Raw genomic sequence first — 16,386 nt, forward strand, 5'->3', positions numbered from 1 at the left:
ATGGGAACTCGTGGGGCCGGAGTGCTGTGGGTGGTGAGCGCGCTCGCCTATGTGGGAGCGGAGGCGGTCGCCGCGTCCGTGTTCCCGGGCTACAGCTATGCACGGAACTACATCAGCGATCTCGGCGTGCCCGAGGTGGGCGTGTTCCAGGGGCGCGCGATCGACTCGCCGCTGCACGCGGTGATGAACGCCGGATTCCTCCTGCAGGGGGCGCTCTACCTCGCCGCCGCCGTCACGACCGTGCGGGCGGCGCGGGGCGGATCGCGGGGGCTGTTCCTCTCCCTCGCCGTGGTCTACGCCGTGGGCATCGCCGTGGTGGGCCTCGTGCACGGGAGCAGCGCCAGTGCGCAGAACGGGATAGGCGGCCTGCACGTGGTCGGCGCCGCGATGGCGATCGTCGGCGGCAACGCGGCCTCGATCGTCGCCGGTGCCGCGGCCCGTCGCGGCCGCGCCCCGTGGGCGCTCGGGACGGTCGGGATCGTGCTCGGCGCGGCCGGCCTGCTCGCGCTGCTGATGCTGCAGGTCGACACCCGCGTGCCCGGCGTCGATCTGCTGCCCGACGGCGTCTGGGAGCGCGCCTCCGTCTACGCCGTCACGGCCTGGCAGCTCGCGACCGGCCTGCGGCTGCTCCGGCGCCCGGACGCGCCGCGGCGCCCGCTGCCTCCTCAGACCGCGGGCAGCGGCGCTCCGATCCGGTAGAAGCGGTCGGCCGTCGCCGCGAAGACGTCGCGCCGCTCCGCAGGCGAGAGTGCCGCGGTGAGCTCGTCGAACGCGGTGTACAGCTCGGAGAAGCTCGAGTAGAGGCTGTCGACCGGGAAGTTGCTGCCGAGCATCGTCCGCGCCGGCCCGAACGCCTCGAGCGTCTCGTGCACGAACGGCGCGATCGACGCCCGGGTCCAGGAGTGGTCGTTCGTGCCGATCGCCGAGATCTTCACGACCGTGTTCTCGCGCTCAGCGACGGCGCGCAGCCCCCTCCGCCACTCGTCCACCGAGTCGGAGTCGCGGCCGATCGGCATGCCGAGGTGGTCGAGCACGATCGCGGTGCCGGGGAAGGCGCCGGCGAGCTCGGCCGCCTCCTGCAGCTGCGAGGGGAACACCTGCAGGTCGAACGACAGGCCCAGCGGCGCGAGCCGGGCGAAGTGCGCGCGCCAGACCGGATCGGCCGAGATCCCCGGCCGATCACGGTGCGTGAAGACCGGATCCGGGTGCCAGTTCAGGATGTCGCGGACGCCGCGCGTCACGGAGTACCCGGCGTGCTCCTCCAGCTGCCGGGGCGCGTCGGCGTCCAGGAGCGACACGTGCGCGACGTGCACCGTCGGCACCGGGCGCTCGCGGGAGAGGGCGTCGATCCAGGCCGTCTCGGCGAGCGCGTCGGCCGCGCCGTTCTCGACGTGCACGGAGGCTGCGAGCGTCACGTCCCGGGCGTCGGCGAGGTAGTCGTCGACGCTGTAGGAGCGGCGGATCGGCCGGTCGTCGCCGTGGTAGCGGAAGGGCTCGGCCGGCCCCTCCAGCCACGGGTAGGAGCGGCGGAGATCCGTCAGGTGGTGGTGGGCGTCGATGACGACGAGTCCGCTCATGCGTGCCTCCCCGGGGTCGGAGCGCCGAGTCGCGCGATCGTCCGGACGACGCCGGTGTGGTCCAGGTCGCCGTCGCCGTCGGCGACCATCCTCTCGAACAGGCCGGTCACGGCGGTGATCGCGGGCAGGACGACCCCCTCGGCGTCCGCAGCCTCGCGGACGTAGCGGAGGTCCTTCAGCTGGTTGCGGGCGCTGCCGCCCTCGGCGAAGTCGTCCTCCAGCCACTTGGCGCTCTTCTGCTCGAGCACGGTGGTGCGGGCGAGGCCGCCCTGCAGCAGCTCGACCATCACCTCCGGGTCGAGTCCGGCGGTGCGGGCGAGCAGCAGGGCTTCGGAGACGACGGCGACCGTCCCGGCGACCACGATCTGGTTGCAGAGCTTGGCGGTCGCTCCGGCGCCGCTCGGGCCGAGGTGGCGGACCGTGCGGCCGAGCCGCGCGAGCACGGGGAGGACGCGGGCGACCGCCTCCTCCTCTCCGCCCACCATGATGCTGAGGGTCGCGTCCCGGGCGCCGACCGTGCCGCCGCTGAGCGGGGCGTCGACGACGCGGACGCCGTGCTCCTCGGCGAGACGGGCGGCGAGCACGGCCACCGCCGAGGGCGAGACGGTCCCGTGCACGACGAGCACCGGATCCGCGATGCCCTGCTCGCGCCAGCCGGCGAGCAGGCCGTCCTCGCCGTCCAGCAGCGACTCGACCTGCGCGAGGTCCGGCAGCACCGTCAGCGTGATGTCGGCCGCCGCCTCGCGCGGAGTCGCCGCCACACGGGCCCCGAGCGCGGCGAAGGGGTCGGCCTTCGCGCGGGTGCGGTTCCAGACCACGAGGCCGCCGTCGTCGACGAGGTTCCGCGCCATCGGGGCGCCCATCGGTCCGAGGCCGAGCAGCGAGAGCGTCACGGGGCGACCTCGGCGAGCTGGTCCGGCGCCACGTCGTCGAGCAGCACCGCGGCCTCGAAGCCGAGCAGCTCGCGGGAGCGGGTGAGGTCGAGCCCGACGGAGCGGCCCGGCAGCTCGCCGCGCGGCACGCCGGGGGCGATCGCGTCGAGGGCGGCCGCGGTCTCGCCGCGGAGGTAGGTGAGCGGAGCGGCGACGAGGATCCCCGGCGCGGGAGGCGTGTCGTGCAGCAGCGCCGCGAGCACCGAGCGGGCGGCATCGGCCGCGTCGAGGTAGCTGAAGCCCTCCGCCGCCTGGCGGCGCGGGTCGGCGGCGATCGCGGTGCGCAGGTGCTCGCCGAACCGCCGCCCGCCGTCGAGGGTGATGTCGCGCACCAGCGGGAAGCGGAGGCCGGTGAGCTCGAGGCCCCAGGTGGCGTGCGCCATCCGGGCCGCGTCCTCGCTCGCGAGCTTCGAGAGCGAGTACTCGTCCGAGATCCGGGGCGCCGCGTCCTCGGAGTAGGGGAACACGGGCGGGAGCGCCTGCTCGGCCCCGAGGGGGTAGCCGTTCGCGTTGATGCTGGAGGCGTAGACGACCTTGGCGACTCCGGCCGCCGCGGACGCCGCGAGCACCGCGAAGGTGCCCACGGCGTTCACGCGGTAGGTCTCGACCGCGTCGGCCATTCCGAGTCCGGCGTAGCCGCCGAGGTGGACGACCGCGTGCTGGCCGGCCAGCGCCTCGGCGAGGACGGCCTCGTCGGTCACGTCGCCGACGACGGTCCCAACGGCCGGGTCCGCCCCCGCGTCGCTGCGGTCGAGGACGGTGACGACCGCTCCCTCCGCCAGGAGCGCCGCGACGGTGGGCCGCCCGATGAGGCCCCAGCCGCCCGTCACGAGGACCCGCGCGCCGTCGAGGGCGGTCAGCGCCGTCACGCGTTCACCGACGGCGTCGACTCGGTCGGAGGAGCGGCGACGTCCTCCTGCTTCTTCCGGCGGCCTCTCGAGAACATCGGCCAGCCCTTGCTGCCCTGGTCGAGCGTGACGGCGATCAGGACGACGAGGCCGGTGACGATCTGCTCGTAGAAGCTCGGCACGTTCAGAAGCACCAGGCCGTTGGTGAGCGCGCCCAGGATGAGCGCGCCGACCAGGGTGCCCGCGATGCGGCCCTCGCCGCCCATCAGGTTCGCTCCCCCGATGACCGCCGCGGCGATCGCGGTGAGCTGGTACGGGCTGCCCGCGTCCGGCTGCGCGGCGTTGATGCGGGCGACGATGACCAGGCCGGCCAGGGCCGAGAGCCCGCCGGAGATGCAGTAGACGGCGATCTTGACGCGGTGGACCCGGACCCCCGAGAGCCAGGCGGTCTCCTCGCTGCCGCCGACCGCGATCACGTTCTGGCCGAACACGGTCTTGCGCAGGAGCAGCCAGGCCGCGACTCCGACGACCGCCACGATGACGACCACGACGGGCACGCCTCCGATGTAGCTGTTGAGCAGGAGGATGAACTCCTTCGGCACGTCGTAGACCGGCTTGCCGTTGGTGGCGACGTAGGCGCCTCCCTGGAACACGCTCATCGTGCCGAGCGTGGCGATGAAGGGCGGCAGGTTCAGCTTGGTGACCAGCAGGCCGTTGATCCCTCCGCAGATCAGGCCGAGGACGATGCCGGCCGCGAGACCGAGCAGCGGGGGCACGCCGCCGTTGACCATCAGCGAGGCGCTGACGATCCCGACGAAGCTGGCCATGGCGCCCACGGCGAGGTCGATGCCGCCGGTGATGATGACGAAGGTCAGGCCGATGCCGATGATGGCGTTCACACTGGCCGACACCGCGACGTCGCGGAGGTTGCCGATGGTGAGGAAGTTGGGGTTCAGCACGCCCAGGATGACGAAGAGGACGACGGCGGCGATGTAGATGCCGAAGGCCTGCAGGTTGAAGGAGCGCCGGCGCGGGGTGGCGACGCTCCCGGTCTCGGGGGAGGTCATGAGGTTCCTTTCGCCACGCCCATGGCGTTGGCCACGATGCTGTGCTCGGTGATGTCGTCGCCGACGTGCTCGGAGACGAAGCGCCCGGACCTCATCACGAGGACCCGGTCGCTGATGGAGATGATCTCGGGCAGGTCGCTCGAGACGACGATCACGGCGTGCCCCTCGGAGGCCAGCTGATCGATGAGCTCGTAGATCTCGACCTTGCCGCCGACGTCGACGCCCTTGGTCGGCTCGTCGAAGAGGAAGACGCTCGCTCCGAGCCAGATCCACTTCGCGATCACGATCTTCTGCTGGTTGCCGCCCGAGAACTGGCGGGCGTTGAGGCGGACGTCGGCGGGACGCAGCGACATGCGCCGGCCCATCTCCTCCGCCGTCTCGATCTGCCGCTTCGTGCTGATGAAGGGGCCGAAGCCGTTCAGCTGCCGGTCGGAGGTGAGGGCGACGTTCGCGTAGGCCGGGGTCTGGAGGACGAGGCCCTGGTGCTTGCGGTCCTCGGGGATGAACGCGATGCCGGCGTCGCGGCTGTCGCGCGGCGAGCGGATGCGCAGCGGACGGCCGCCCAGGCGGACGGTCCCCTCGGTGCCGTCGTCGGCGCGGATGAGCGCGCGGAGGAACTCGGTGCGGCCGGAGCCGACGAGGCCGGCGATGCCGACGACCTCGCCGCGGCGGACGCTGATCGACTCCGGTCCGACTCCGCTCGGGTGGACGACGCCCGTGGCCTCGAAGTGCACCTCGGCGTCCGGGGCGACCGGGTGGCGCCGCTCGAACGAGAGCAGCTCCCGGCCGACCATCCGCCGCACGATGTCCTCGGACGAGGTCTCGCCGATCGGAGCGTCGTAGGCGGGCCGGCCGTCGCGGAGGACGACGACCGTGTCCGACACGCTCATCACCTCCGGCATCTTGTGCGAGACGTAGATGACGCCGACGCCGCGCCCGTGGGCGATCTCGCGGACCCGGGTGAGGACACCCTCGACGTTGTGCTCGAGCATGCTCGTCGTCGGCTCGTCGAGCGCGACGATCTTCGCGCCGAACGCGAACGCCCGCGCGATGGTGAGCGCGTGCCGCTGCGCCGGGCTGAGCCGGCCGACCGGGGTCCTCGCCTCCATCGGGAAGCCCATCAGGTGGACGTCCTTGAGGGCCCGGTCGATGTCGTCCTGGGCGGACGCGCGCTGCTTGCGCGTCCGCCCGAGGAGCAGGTTCTGCATCACCGTGAGCTGGGGCACGATGGCCGGCTCCTGGTGCGCGATGCGGACCCCCTCGGCGAGCGCCTGGCGGGAGGTGTACTCCATCCGCCGGACGCCGTCGATCGTGATCGAGCCGCGGTCCGGGCGCAGGGCCCCGCCGAGGATGTTCAGCAGGGTGCTCTTGCCCGCGCCGTTCTCGCCGGCGAGGGTGCGGATCTCGCCGCGGTCGAGCGTGAAGCTCACGCCGTCCAGGGCGCGGACGCCCGGGAACGATTTCGCGATGCCGCGGACCTCGAGCAGATGCTCGGCCATGTTCCGTCTACTTCCTTGTCGAGGAGGTCGTGGGGAGGGAGGAGGTGACGGGTTACGGCATCCCGGTCTCGTACTGCGCGACGTTGGTGCTGTCGATGATGAACGCGGGGACGTCGATCCACGCGGGGACCTTCTTCCCGGCGAGCAGGTACAGCGCGGCGTCGACGCCGGTCGCGCCCTCGGTGGTGGGCAGCTCGCTGACGGTGGCGGTGTAGTCGCCGGCCAGGATCTGCTTCTTGGCCTGCGGGATGCCGTCGGTGCCGACCAGGATCACCTCGCCGGTGAGGCCCTTCGCGTCGATGGCGGCCTGGACGCCGAGCGCCATGCCGTCGTTCTGCGAGTAGAAGGCCGCGATGTCGGGGTTCGCGGTCAGCATCGTGGTCGCGATCTCCTGCGCCTTGGTCTGGTCCCACGAGGCGGTCTGGGAGGCGACGAGCTCGAGGTTCTCGTGCTTCGCGAGGGCGGCGGTGAAGCCGTCTCCGCGGTTGATCGCGTTGGAGGAGCCCGGATCGCCCTCGATCATCGCGACCTTGCCGCCGTCGGGCAGCTTGTCGGCGATGTAGTCGGCGGCGGTCGCGCCGATGGTGGTCGCGTCGGGTCCGACGTAGACGGTGCCGGCCACGCCGCTCTTGGCGTCGTTGAGGACGATCGCGGGGATGCCGTCGGCGAGCGCCGACTCGAAGATCGAGTCGAGGCCCGTGGCCGAGATCGGCGAGGCGAGGATGGCGGAGCAGCCCTGGTTCATGGCGCTCTTGGCCTTGTCGAGCTGCTCGGTGATCGAGGACTCGTCGGTGACGTCGAAGGTCTGGTAGTCGACGCCGAGCTCCTTCGCGCGGTTCTCGAAGCCGTCGCGCTCGTAGCCCCAGAACTCGTTGGAGAGGGTGCGGGTGATGTAGCAGAGCTTCGCGGAGACGAGCTTGCCGTAGACGGTGAAGCCGCCCTCGCCGTCGAGGAACTCGCCGGCCTTGAGGTCCTTCTTGGCCGTCGCGACCACGTCGCCGTAGAAGCCCTCGGGGTGGCCGGTCGAGATGCCGCGCAGGGCGGCGTTGGCGATCGACATGTTCAGCTCGAGGCCGACGTAGTGGTATGGGCGGTAGAGCGCCGCGTACTGCTTGGTCGGGTCCGGGTGCCACGGGTACTCGTCGAAGCAGGTCGACACGTAGGGGTTGGTCGCCTTGACGACGACGTAGACGCCCTCCTGGGTGTTGTGCGGGATGAGGGCGCCGTCGCGGGTGACGCTCGACATCACGTCGACGGTGCCCTCGTGGTCGAGCGCTCCGCCGATCGAGCGGGGGCGGCTGATCGTGGCGATCTCCTCGACGTCGCCCGGGGTGAAGGTGAGGCCGGCGTCGGAGGGGACGAGCCCGGCCGCGTTGGCGACAGCGGCCATCTCGATGGCGGCCTTCGTGCCGTCGCGGAACGAGGTGTGCATGTAGGGGTTGAGCTGGCCGGAGTCGGTGAGCTCCTTGCTGAACTCCCAGTTCTCCCAGACGTTGTCGGGGTTCATCTGGTGGTAGTGCTCGAGGTACTTGGCGCCCTTGCCGGCGCAGACGACGTCGAAGCCGCTGGTGCGGGCCCAGTCGACGAGCTCCATGATGAGGGCGGGCTGGTCGCCGTAGGCCATCGAGTAGACGATGCCCGCCTTCTCCGCCCGCTTGGCGAGCGCCGGTCCGGCGAGGGCGTCGGCCTCGACGGTGACCATGATGATGTGCTTGCCGGTCTCGATCGCGCGGAGGGCGTGGTGCACGCCGACGATGGGGTTGCCGGTCGCCTCGACGATGACGTCGATGTCGTGCTCGAAGAGGACGGCCGCGTTGTCGACGATGGTGGTGGTGCGGTTGGCGAGCGCCTCGGGGATGTCGGCGGCCATCGCCTCGGCGGGCCAGTCGACCAGCTCGAAGGCGCCGCGGGCCCGGGCCACGTTCACGTCGGCGATGGCGACCACGTGAACGCCGGGGATGTTGCGCGCCTGCGAGAGGTACATGGTGCCGTAGCGGCCGGCGCCGATCAGCCCGACGCGGATGGGGCGGCCCTCGCGTTCGCGATCGCCGAGGAGTTTGTACAGGTTCACGTTGACCTCTCTGGTCCGGTGGCGCACGGACGCGGAGAGCCGCCGGTGAGGGCGGTGGACGTCGTCGTCGTGCGCAGTCTTCTTCGGAGGAATTCTGCTGACCGGTCGGGGTGGAACCGGTACCAGTTTTGTACCAGCGCCCGTTAGGCTGTGTCAACAGCAGTTCGCATCGCGGCGTTCGACGAGGACCCCGCCGGCCCCCGGGAGGACCCGTGCAGAAAGCTCCGACGATCCGCGACGTCGCCCGCACCGCGGGCGTCTCGGTCTCGGTCGTCTCCCGTGTGCTCAACGACGGCACCGGCCCGGTCGCGGTCGACACGCGGCGCCGCGTGGTCGAGGCGATCGACGAGCTCGGCTTCCGCCCCCGCGCCGCCGCCCGCGAGCTCAGCCAGGGGCAGGCCCTCGCGATCGGCCTGGTCCTGCCCGACCTCACCAACCCGTTCTTCGCCCGCCTCGCCGACAAGGTGGTCTGGGAGGCGCGCGCCCGCGGGGCCCAGGTGCTCCTGGTCACCACGCAGGAGGACTCCCACGTCGAGGGCGAGTCGCTCACGAGCCTGCTCGACCGCTCCGTCGGAGGCGTGATCGCCACCCCCTCCGGCGACAACCTCGAGAAGTGGTCGCGCCTGCGCCGCGCCGGGGTCGACGTGGTCTTCGTCGACCGCACCACGCCCGGGCTCGACGACGTCGATGTCGTCAGCATCGGCAACTCCGCCTCCGCCGCCCGGGCCACCGACCACCTGATCGCGCTCGGCCACACCCGGATCGCGATCCTCTCCGGACCCGCGCACACCTCCACCGGCCAGGCCCGCGTCGCCGGGTACCGCGCCTCCCTCACCGCGGCCGGCCTGCCGCTGGACTCCACGCTCGTACGCGACGTGCCCTTCCGCGGCGACGTCGGCGGCGAGGCGGTCGCCGCCCTCCTCGCGCTGCCGGAGCCGCCGACCGCCCTCGTCGTCGCCAACACCGCGCAGGTGCGCAGCGCCGTGCACCGGCTCTTCCAGCTCGGGATCCGGATCCCGGAGGCCCTCTCGGTCGTCGTGTTCGACGACAACCCGTGGAGCGAGCTGGTCACCCCGCCGCTCAGCGTCGTCCGCCAGCCGATCGACATGCTCGCCCGTCACAGCGTCGAGCTCGTCCTCGCCCGCATGCAGGGCCGCCTCCCCGAGGCCCCGCAGCACATCGAGGTGCAGGCCGACCTCGTCATCCGCTCCAGCTGCGCCGCACCCCCGCAGCGCTGATCCCCCTCCCCCCTCCGAAAGGCACGCCATGTCCGATCCCGTCGTCGTCACCGCGATCTTCACTCCCGCCGAGGGGCAGCGCGACGCGCTCGTCGCCGCCCTCTCCACCGCCATCGCGGAGGTGCACGAGGAGGAGGGCTGCGAGCTCTACGCGATCCACGACTCGCCCGACGGCACCATCGTCATGCTGGAGAAGTGGACGAGCGGCGACCTGCTCGACGCGCACGGCGCCGGAGAGCCGGTCGTCCGCCTCAACGCGGCGATCCGCGGACTCGTCGCCCACCCGCCCGTCGTGACGCGGCTCGTCCCGATCCCGGCCGGCACCTCGCAGCAGGGCGAGCTCTAGCACCCGGGGGCGGGGCCGCTCGGATCCGGATCGCGCGCCTCCCGCCGGAAACGCGCGCGAAACAGCGGAGGCCTACGGTCGGGAGCGACCCCGCCGCCCCGGCCGCTCCCTGGAGGACCCGCATGCCCCGCCCCGCCTTCCCCGCCCCGCCCAGCGCCGAGCTGCACATCCACCTCGAGGGCACGATCGAGCCCGAGCACATCGTCGAGATGGCGCGCCGCAACGGAGTCGCCCTGCCCACCGAGGACCTCGACGCCCTCCGCGCCCGGTACTCCTTCACCGACCTCGCGTCGTTCCTGGAGCTGCACTACTCGAACCTCACCGTGCTGAAGACGGAGCGGGACTTCTTCGAGCTCGCGACCGGCTACCTCGACCGGGCGCAGAAGGCGAACGTCCGCCGCGCCGAGATCTTCTTCGACCCGCAGACGCACCTCGGCAACGGCGTCGCGCTCGACACCGTGATGAGCGGGATCACCCGTGCGCTCGGTCGGAGCGAGGAGACCCACGGGATCTCGACGGACCTGATCATGTGCTTCCTCCGCGACCTGGGCGCCGACGCGGCCGACGAGATGCTGACGGCGATCCTCCCCTGGCGCGAGCACATCATCGGCGTCGGGCTCGACTCGAACGAGGTGGGCTTCGGCCCGGAGCTGTTCGTCGACGTCTACGCGCGCGCCGCGGCGGAGGGACTGCGCCTGGTCGCGCACGCCGGCGAGGAGGGCGGGCCCGAGCTGGTCGCGGCCACCGTCGAGCTGCTGAAGGTCGAGCGGATCGACCACGGGATCCGCGCGATGGAGGACCCGGAGGTCGTCGCGATGCTCCGCGAGCGCCGCATCCCGGTGACGGTGTGCCCGCTGTCGAACGTGGCCCTGCGCGCTGTGGACACGATGGCCGACCACCCGCTGCCCGCGATGCTCCGCGAGGGACTCGTCGTGACGGTCTCGAGCGACGACCCGCCCTACTTCGGCGGCTACGTGGATGAGAACTACCGCGCCCTGGTCGAGGAGCTGCGGATGGACGACGCGCAGCTCGAGCAGCTGGCGCTCAACTCCTTCGACGCGGCGTTCATCACGGAGGAGGACCGCGAGCGCTGGCAGGCGGAGGTGCGCGAGCACTTCGCGCGGTGAGCGCGCCACTGCCCGGAGAACGATCGTTCCCACCCCTCCCCGCGCGCTGAGCCCTCGATCCGCGGCCCCCGCCTCCGCGCCCGCCCTACGCTGGCCGGATGACCCGATCCGACGGCACGCGATGAGCTGGGTGCTCCTCACCGGCGCGATCCTCACCGAGGTGACGGCGTCGCTCGCCCTCCAGGCCGCGATCGGGTCGCCGGGCTGGTACGCGCTCGTGGTGGCGGGCTACCTGGCGGCGTTCGTCCTCCTCAGCCGGGTGCTCAGGGCCGGCATGCCGATCGGAGTCGCCTACGGCGTGTGGGCCGCGTGCGGCGTCGCGCTGACGGCGGTCCTCGCGGCCGTGCTCTTCGGGCAGCCGCTGACGGGCGTGATGACGATCGGGCTGGTGCTGATCATCGCGGGCGTGCTGATGGTCGAGATCGGGTCGCAGCGAGCGCAGGCCGCGCGCCGGGCGGTGCGCTGATGGCCTGGCTGCTGCTCTCGGGCGCGATCCTCACCGAGGTCGCCGCGACGATGAGCCTCAAGCCCGCGACGGACGGCCGGAAGCGCTGGTACGTCGTGGTCGGAGTCGGCTACGTCGTCGCGTTCTCGCTGCTGGCCGGGGCGCTCGCGCAGGGCATGCCGATCGGGGTGGCCTACGGGATCTGGGCGGCGGTCGGAGTCGCGCTGACCGCGGTGCTCGGGCGCTGGCTGTTCCAGGACCCGCTGACCTGGACGATGCTCGGCGGGATCGGCCTGATCATCGCCGGCGTGCTGCTGGTGGAGCTCGGGCACTGACCGGCCGAGTGTCGTCGCGGCGGGAGTCTCTTCCACTCAGCGGCCGTCGCGGCGGGAGCGCGTCTGCTCAGCGGTCGTCGCGTCGGCGTCACCGGTTGTCGCGGCGGTACCGCGCCTCGCGGCCGGCGATGTGGAGGCCGAGCCCGGTGACCGCGACCGCGAAGGCGACCAGCACGCCGATGAACGCGATCTCGTCGCCCGCTCCGACCGCCACGGCCGCGACGGCGAGCCCGATCAGCGCGAGGGCGATCACCACGGCGCCGACGATCTCGAGAGGACTCCAGGCGGTCATGACTCCAGCGTGCGCGCGGAGCGGCGCGCGGGCAAGGGGCGGCAGGCGAACAGGACATTGCAGAACGGACCTTGACATGCCGCACTCGGGTCATCGCGCCATAACCAGTGGACGGGCATCCGGGTGGTCCCTTTTCAGGAGCGCTGCCGACTGATCGGTCCGAACGGGATGCGTCGGCTCGGTCCCCGCCGACTGACAGGATGAGATACACACACCAGCTGGAGGCGCCGTGAATCCCGAAGAAGCTGTCGTCGTCCCCCTGGTCCCGACGCCGTCGGAACCGAGCACCGAGGGGATGCTCCGCATGCTCCTCAATCGCGATGCTTTGCTCATCAGTCGCGTGCCGACACCGGCCGGCCAGGTGGCCTCGGGTCTCGTGGCTCAGACCGCAGGGGCCTTCGCGAAGGCGATCGGTCAGGCTGCGGGCGGCCTCACCCGATCGCCCGGATCCGCTGAGGGCCTCTACCGCGTCATCCTCCCGACCGGCGCGGTCGCTCGCGATCTCGTTCCCGCAGTAGGGGGCGGGTTCCGCGGAATCGTCCGGGCGGCCGGGTCGACGAAACTCTCGGCTCATGCTCGGCTCGTCCCGGCAGTGGCGGGGACGGGCGCCGCTGCTGCGGCCGGACCACTTATCGCCACGGTGGGTCTCGCCGTCGCCGGGGATATGCTCGCGCAGCACCAGATGAACAAGAAGCTTGAGAGGATCACGACGACACTGCTCGGAATCGAGAATCGGGCCAACGAGGAGGACCGATCGGTACTGGTCACCGCGGCGCAGCAGACGCGGAAAGTCGCCGGCTACCTGCTCGACCAAGCGAGGATCCCGGCGATCTCTTCAGCCGCCCATGCCTTCGGTGCGCTCGATGCGCTTGCAAACAGCTACGAGGATCGTCTCGACCGCTGGCTCGATGTCGTGGCCAAGTACGAGGGCGTTGACCGGGTGTACGCGCCCGAGCTCCTCGTCGCACTCGTGGGCAAGCGCGACGATCCGATGAGGGAATTCGAACGCATCGTCGCCCAGATGTACGAGGGATTCTCTCTTCGAGCTCGGATCGCGGTGCTCGAGAGGGTCGCGGCCGAGCATGCGAATCCGGACCGGTCGCTGCTCTCCGTCGAGGGGGTCCTCCGCGACGAGCTCGGGCGGATCGCGGCACGACAGGTGCAGCTCGTCGGGCTCCTCGATGATCTGAGCGTTCTGCAGATCGACGCGAGCAGGATTCTCATCGCCTTCGCCGGCAAAGGAACTCTCGAGGCTCGAACGACCTTCAGCCGTCTCGCCCGGGCGCTCCACACGCTGCCCGACGGGATCCCGGTTCTCACCGACTCGGACCAGACCGTCCTCGAGCTCACCCCGAATAGGGGCGGCCTCTCAGTGGCAGCGCCCGCCGATCATTAGGCGCCGTCCACGGGCGCAAGCCGATCTCGAAGACACTTCAACGCGGAGGTAAGAATGGTCAAGGCAGCGGAGACGAACCTCGCCGGTGTGCTGGAGGGTAAGAAGCAGTACCAGGTGCCGCTCTACCAGCGGGTCTACTCATGGGGGAAGCCGCAGCTCGACCAGCTGTGGAACGACATCGCCGAGCTCGCGAACACCCGCCGCGAGGAGCCCACCGCGACGCACTTCATCGGCTCGCTGGTACTCGCCCAGAGCCCCGACTTCTCGGTTGTCGGCGTCTCGAAGCTGCTCGTGGTCGATGGGCAGCAGCGCCTGACGACCCTCACGCTCCTCCTGGCCGCCCTCCGAGATCACTTGAACGAGACCGGCGACGCCGAAAAGGCTGAGGGCATCCAGGCGCAGTACCTGGTCAATGTGTACGACAAGGACAAGCCGGCGAAAGTTCTGCCCACGCAGGCGGATAGAGCCTCCTACCTGGCGGTCATTCGGTCGGCTCCGGACGCAGGAGGTATCGGCCGGATCGGCGAGGCGTACAACCACTTCCGCTCGAAGATCGCTGCGGCCGACGACCCGGATGATCCGCACGATCTCGAGGAGATCGAGAACGTCATAGTCAACGGCCTCGCCCTCGTCGTCGTGACGGCAGAGCCCCGGGACAATGCACACCGCATCTTCGAATCGCTGAACAACACCGGCCTTCAGCTGACCCAGTCGGATCTCCTGAAGAACTATCTGTTCATGCGGCTCGGCGACAGCGGCGTCGAGGTCTACGAATCGGTCTGGTTGCCTCTGGAGAAGAAGCTCAGTGCAGACAGCCTCGAGTTGCTGTTCTGGCTCGACCTGGTGCAGACGGACGAACGCGCCAAGCAGTCGGACACGTATACAGGGCAGCAGAAGCGCTTGGAGAAGCTCGCCGGCCCGGCCGAAATCGTGGCCGAGGTCGTGCGAATCGCGAAGCTGGGCGACGTACTCGCGGCTATTCTCGATCCTTCGCTCGAGGTCGACAACCGAATCCAGAGACGCCTGACGCGGATCCGAGCATGGGGCTCGACGACTGCGTATCCCGTCGTCATGCGCCTCTTGGACCGGCGGGCTGCAGGAACCGCGTCCGCTGATCAGGTGCTTCAGGCCCTGACCTACCTCGAGTCCTACTTCGTCCGGCGCATCGTCATCGGGCGCGCGACTGCGAGCTTGAATCGAACGCTCCTTCAAGCAGTGAGCGCCATTGCCGACGCCCCCGATATCGACGTCGCGTTGCGCGAGCACCTGTCGCGCGGCCGCAAGTACTACGGCACGGACAAGCAGGTGCGGGAGGCGGTGACGAATGTCCCGTTCTACTGGCAGGGTCGGGCCGCTCAGAAGAAGCTCATCCTGCTGTGGCTCGAGGAGTCCTACGAGTCGAAGGAGACTATCGACCCGGGCAACCTGACCATCGAGCACGTCCTGCCTCAGACCCTGACCGACGCCGTGCGGCGTGGTTTCGAGCGGGGCCTGCCCGACGGATCCGATCTCGCCTATGAGCACGACCGCCTCGTCCACACGATCGGCAACCTCACTCTCACCGGGTACAACAGCGAGCTCAGCAACCGCCCCTTCGACCAGAAGCGCAGGATGCTGGCCGAGAGTGGCCTTCGCCTTAATCAGGAGATCGCGGGCGAGGAGGAGTGGGGCGCTCCGGAGATCGCGAAGCGCAGCGCCGCTCTCGCAGAGAGGATCATCGCTCTGTGGCCTGGTCCTGATGAAGACCTGACGTCGTCCGGCGGGGCAGAGCCCTCCGCGATGCGGAGCGTCGTGGCCTCAATAGTCGCCGAGATCCCCGCCGGCAGATGGACGTCCTACGGCGAGGTCGCCCTGGTCGCCGGCTCTTACCCTCAACCCGTCGCAGCCGTCCTCGCGAGCAACCCGATGCAAGGCGCGTGGAGAGTACTTCAAAGCGGCGGCACGATAGCGCCGGGCTTCAGATGGATGGACTCGGACCGGACCGATCCTCCGCGCGAGTTCCTCGAGTCCGAGGGTCTCACCTTCGATCGCGAGGGCCGGGCCGATCCGGCGCAGTTCCTCCGCGCCGAAGACCTCGCCGATCTCGCGGGGCTGGAGATCGACCAGGATCGACATCGGGTGCCTGGGACCCGGCCGCTCCTCGCGCAGAGGAAGGCGTTCTTCCTCAAGGTCCACGACCTCGGCGAGAGTCTCCAGACGAGGATCACGTCCTGGCCCAGCGGATCGACCGGATCCACTGTCGACGTGAGTCTCGGCGTGCCCGGATCCGTCATCGTCCTCGGATTGTCGTCCCGCGAACCCGCCGGCGTCTCCTGTGCGCTGAAGATCCGAGAGGACAAGGCGCTCTTCGCCCGCCTGCTCGACCATCGCGTGGAGATCGAGGCTGCCGTCGGCGTGGATCTCGAGTGGCTCAATGAGCCGGGGAACCTGTCTAGCCAGGTCCTCCTACGCGAAACCGGCGAGTGGCGCGACGAGGCCACCGCTCCTGATCTCGCTCAATGGCTCATAGTCACCGCCGAGAGATTCGCTGAGGTGTTCCCGGCGTTCCTCCTTCCGAAGCGCTCGTGAGCACGAAGTGCATGACAGGGTGCCGAGCAGTCACGGGAAGCCGGTTCTCGTTCGGAAGAAGCCCGCCAGGGGCGCCGGTCATGAGACGAAAAATCGAGCTCGGCGACACCCTTCGGCACTCGCCCCGCCGCCGCGCCCGCCCCTAGGCTCGACGGCGTGACCGCCTCCGTCCCCGCCCCCCACTCCCGGCCCCGCGACGTCGTCGGCATCGTCGGCCTCGTCCTCGCGATCGTCCTCGTCCTCGCGCAGATCGGGCGGACCGCGCTCACCACGGCCATCCCGGTCCTCGCGTTCCGGGGCGGCTTCGACACCACGCAGATCGGGGCGCTCTTCGCCGCCCTCGGGGTCACGATGCTCGTGCTCGCGACGGCGACCGCGATCGTCGGCGTCATCGGCGTCGCGCGGAAGGACCGCGCCCGGCTGCTCTCGGCCGTCACGCTCGGCGTCGGCGCCAGCGTCGCGATCGTCGAGCTGGGAGCGCTCGTCGTCCCGCCCCTGGTCGGCCTCTCGCTCCAGTACTGACGAGGCCCGCCGGAGCGCATCCGCCCCGCGGCCTCGCAGGATCCGCACGGCGCCGCGTCCGCTCCTCGCGCTCCCCTGCGCCGCGACGGCCCTGCCGGCTCCCCCGCGATGCGCCAGGATGGG

16 protein-coding genes are annotated in these 16,386 nt (G+C 70.7%); 9 read left to right on the forward strand and 7 right to left on the reverse strand.

The features are described from left to right. Window positions 1-699, forward strand: a complete 699-nt coding sequence (locus C5D66_RS09820) for a DUF998 domain-containing protein (RefSeq protein WP_104256482.1) — start codon at window positions 1-3, stop codon at window positions 697-699. On the opposite strand, the gene C5D66_RS09825 is transcribed toward C5D66_RS09820, so the two are convergent. The 6 genes from C5D66_RS09825 to C5D66_RS09850 are packed head-to-tail and all read right to left on the reverse strand — an operon-like array spanning window position 666 to window position 7,994. Beyond that, a complete protein-coding gene (locus tag C5D66_RS09825; RefSeq protein ID WP_104256481.1) occupies window positions 666-1,577 on the reverse strand; it encodes an amidohydrolase in 912 nt (303 codons plus the stop codon). The two genes, C5D66_RS09820 and C5D66_RS09825, sit on opposite strands and share 34 nt — an antisense overlap. Beyond that, window positions 1,574-2,470, reverse strand: a complete 897-nt coding sequence (locus C5D66_RS09830) for an NAD(P)-dependent oxidoreductase (protein ID WP_258061531.1) — start codon at window positions 2,468-2,470, stop codon at window positions 1,574-1,576. Before C5D66_RS09830 ends, C5D66_RS09825 begins: the two co-directional genes overlap by 4 nt. After that, a complete protein-coding gene (locus C5D66_RS09835; RefSeq protein WP_181028844.1) occupies window positions 2,467-3,378 on the reverse strand; it encodes an NAD(P)-dependent oxidoreductase in 912 nt (303 codons plus the stop codon). Before C5D66_RS09835 ends, C5D66_RS09830 begins: the two co-directional genes overlap by 4 nt. Beyond that, window positions 3,375-4,424: an ABC transporter permease gene (locus C5D66_RS09840; protein ID WP_104239249.1), complete on the reverse strand. Its 1,050-nt coding sequence runs from the start codon at window positions 4,422-4,424 to the stop codon at window positions 3,375-3,377. Before C5D66_RS09840 ends, C5D66_RS09835 begins: the two co-directional genes overlap by 4 nt. Further along, complete coding sequence (locus C5D66_RS09845; RefSeq protein ID WP_104239248.1) at window positions 4,421-5,923, reverse strand: sugar ABC transporter ATP-binding protein; 1,503 nt, start codon at window positions 5,921-5,923, stop codon at window positions 4,421-4,423. Before C5D66_RS09845 ends, C5D66_RS09840 begins: the two co-directional genes overlap by 4 nt. 52 nt (window positions 5,924-5,975) lie before the next feature. Next, entirely contained in the window at window positions 5,976-7,994 is a 2,019-nt protein-coding gene (locus C5D66_RS09850; RefSeq protein ID WP_104326894.1) for a substrate-binding domain-containing protein, read from the reverse strand. Between the two features lie 212 nt (window positions 7,995-8,206). On the opposite strand from C5D66_RS09850, the gene C5D66_RS09855 reads away from it, so the two are divergent. The 5 genes from C5D66_RS09855 (at window position 8,207) to C5D66_RS09875 (ending at window position 11,485) form a co-directional block, all read left to right on the forward strand. Continuing rightward, a complete protein-coding gene (locus C5D66_RS09855) occupies window positions 8,207-9,232 on the forward strand; it encodes a LacI family DNA-binding transcriptional regulator (RefSeq protein WP_104274254.1) in 1,026 nt (341 codons plus the stop codon). A gap of 28 nt (window positions 9,233-9,260) precedes the next feature. Further along, the gene (locus C5D66_RS09860; RefSeq protein WP_104224889.1) at window positions 9,261-9,578 is read left to right on the forward strand and encodes a putative quinol monooxygenase; all 318 of its coding nucleotides are present in this window, start codon (window positions 9,261-9,263) and stop codon (window positions 9,576-9,578) included. Between the two features lie 122 nt (window positions 9,579-9,700). After that, window positions 9,701-10,705, forward strand: a complete 1,005-nt coding sequence (locus C5D66_RS09865; protein ID WP_104274255.1) for an adenosine deaminase — start codon at window positions 9,701-9,703, stop codon at window positions 10,703-10,705. Between the two features lie 121 nt (window positions 10,706-10,826). Beyond that, window positions 10,827-11,171 (forward strand): multidrug efflux SMR transporter, encoded by a 345-nt coding sequence (locus tag C5D66_RS09870; RefSeq protein ID WP_104256385.1) that lies wholly within the window; start codon window positions 10,827-10,829, stop codon window positions 11,169-11,171. After that, a complete protein-coding gene (locus C5D66_RS09875; protein WP_104239710.1) occupies window positions 11,171-11,485 on the forward strand; it encodes a multidrug efflux SMR transporter in 315 nt (104 codons plus the stop codon). Before C5D66_RS09870 ends, C5D66_RS09875 begins: the two co-directional genes overlap by 1 nt. An 88-nt stretch (window positions 11,486-11,573) precedes the next feature. On the opposite strand, the gene C5D66_RS09880 is transcribed toward C5D66_RS09875, so the two are convergent. Then, window positions 11,574-11,777, reverse strand: coding sequence for a hypothetical protein (locus C5D66_RS09880; RefSeq protein WP_104256386.1), 204 nt, complete (start codon window positions 11,775-11,777; stop codon window positions 11,574-11,576). A gap of 229 nt (window positions 11,778-12,006) precedes the next feature. On the opposite strand from C5D66_RS09880, the gene C5D66_RS09885 reads away from it, so the two are divergent. From C5D66_RS09885 to C5D66_RS09895, 3 genes are all read left to right on the forward strand, one after another. Beyond that, on the forward strand, window positions 12,007-13,173 hold the full coding sequence (locus C5D66_RS09885) for a hypothetical protein (protein ID WP_104256387.1): 1,167 nt from the start codon (window positions 12,007-12,009) through the stop codon (window positions 13,171-13,173). Window positions 13,174-13,227: 54 nt separating this feature from the next. Further along, window positions 13,228-15,741 (forward strand): DUF4268 domain-containing protein, encoded by a 2,514-nt coding sequence (locus tag C5D66_RS09890; RefSeq protein WP_104326895.1) that lies wholly within the window; start codon window positions 13,228-13,230, stop codon window positions 15,739-15,741. Window positions 15,742-15,897: 156 nt separating this feature from the next. Next, window positions 15,898-16,263 carry a hypothetical protein gene (locus C5D66_RS09895; protein WP_104256389.1) on the forward strand — a complete coding sequence of 122 codons (366 nt, stop codon included), beginning with the start codon at window positions 15,898-15,900 and terminating at the stop codon, window positions 16,261-16,263. The last annotated feature ends 123 nt before the right edge of the window (window positions 16,264-16,386 follow it).

It is taken from the genome of Rathayibacter sp. AY1B4 (genome assembly GCF_002932815.1).
Classification (GTDB): domain Bacteria; phylum Actinomycetota; class Actinomycetes; order Actinomycetales; family Microbacteriaceae; genus Rathayibacter.

What these genes read in the sequence shown, in the direction of transcription:
- C5D66_RS09825 (WP_104256481.1), bottom strand. Translation starts at nt 1,577, where the DNA reads ATGAGCGGACTCGTCGTCATCGACGCCCACCACCACCTGACGGATCTC.
- C5D66_RS09870 (WP_104256385.1), top strand. Translation starts at nt 10,827, where the DNA reads ATGAGCTGGGTGCTCCTCACCGGCGCGATCCTCACCGAGGTGACGGCG.
- C5D66_RS09880 (WP_104256386.1), bottom strand. Translation starts at nt 11,777, where the DNA reads ATGACCGCCTGGAGTCCTCTCGAGATCGTCGGCGCCGTGGTGATCGCC.
- C5D66_RS09840 (WP_104239249.1), bottom strand. Translation starts at nt 4,424, where the DNA reads ATGACCTCCCCCGAGACCGGGAGCGTCGCCACCCCGCGCCGGCGCTCC.
- C5D66_RS09890 (WP_104326895.1), top strand. Translation starts at nt 13,228, where the DNA reads ATGGTCAAGGCAGCGGAGACGAACCTCGCCGGTGTGCTGGAGGGTAAG.
- C5D66_RS09865 (WP_104274255.1), top strand. Translation starts at nt 9,701, where the DNA reads ATGCCCCGCCCCGCCTTCCCCGCCCCGCCCAGCGCCGAGCTGCACATC.
- C5D66_RS09860 (WP_104224889.1), top strand. Translation starts at nt 9,261, where the DNA reads ATGTCCGATCCCGTCGTCGTCACCGCGATCTTCACTCCCGCCGAGGGG.
- C5D66_RS09875 (WP_104239710.1), top strand. Translation starts at nt 11,171, where the DNA reads ATGGCCTGGCTGCTGCTCTCGGGCGCGATCCTCACCGAGGTCGCCGCG.
- C5D66_RS09820 (WP_104256482.1), top strand. Translation starts at nt 1, where the DNA reads ATGGGAACTCGTGGGGCCGGAGTGCTGTGGGTGGTGAGCGCGCTCGCC.
- C5D66_RS09845 (WP_104239248.1), bottom strand. Translation starts at nt 5,923, where the DNA reads ATGGCCGAGCATCTGCTCGAGGTCCGCGGCATCGCGAAATCGTTCCCG.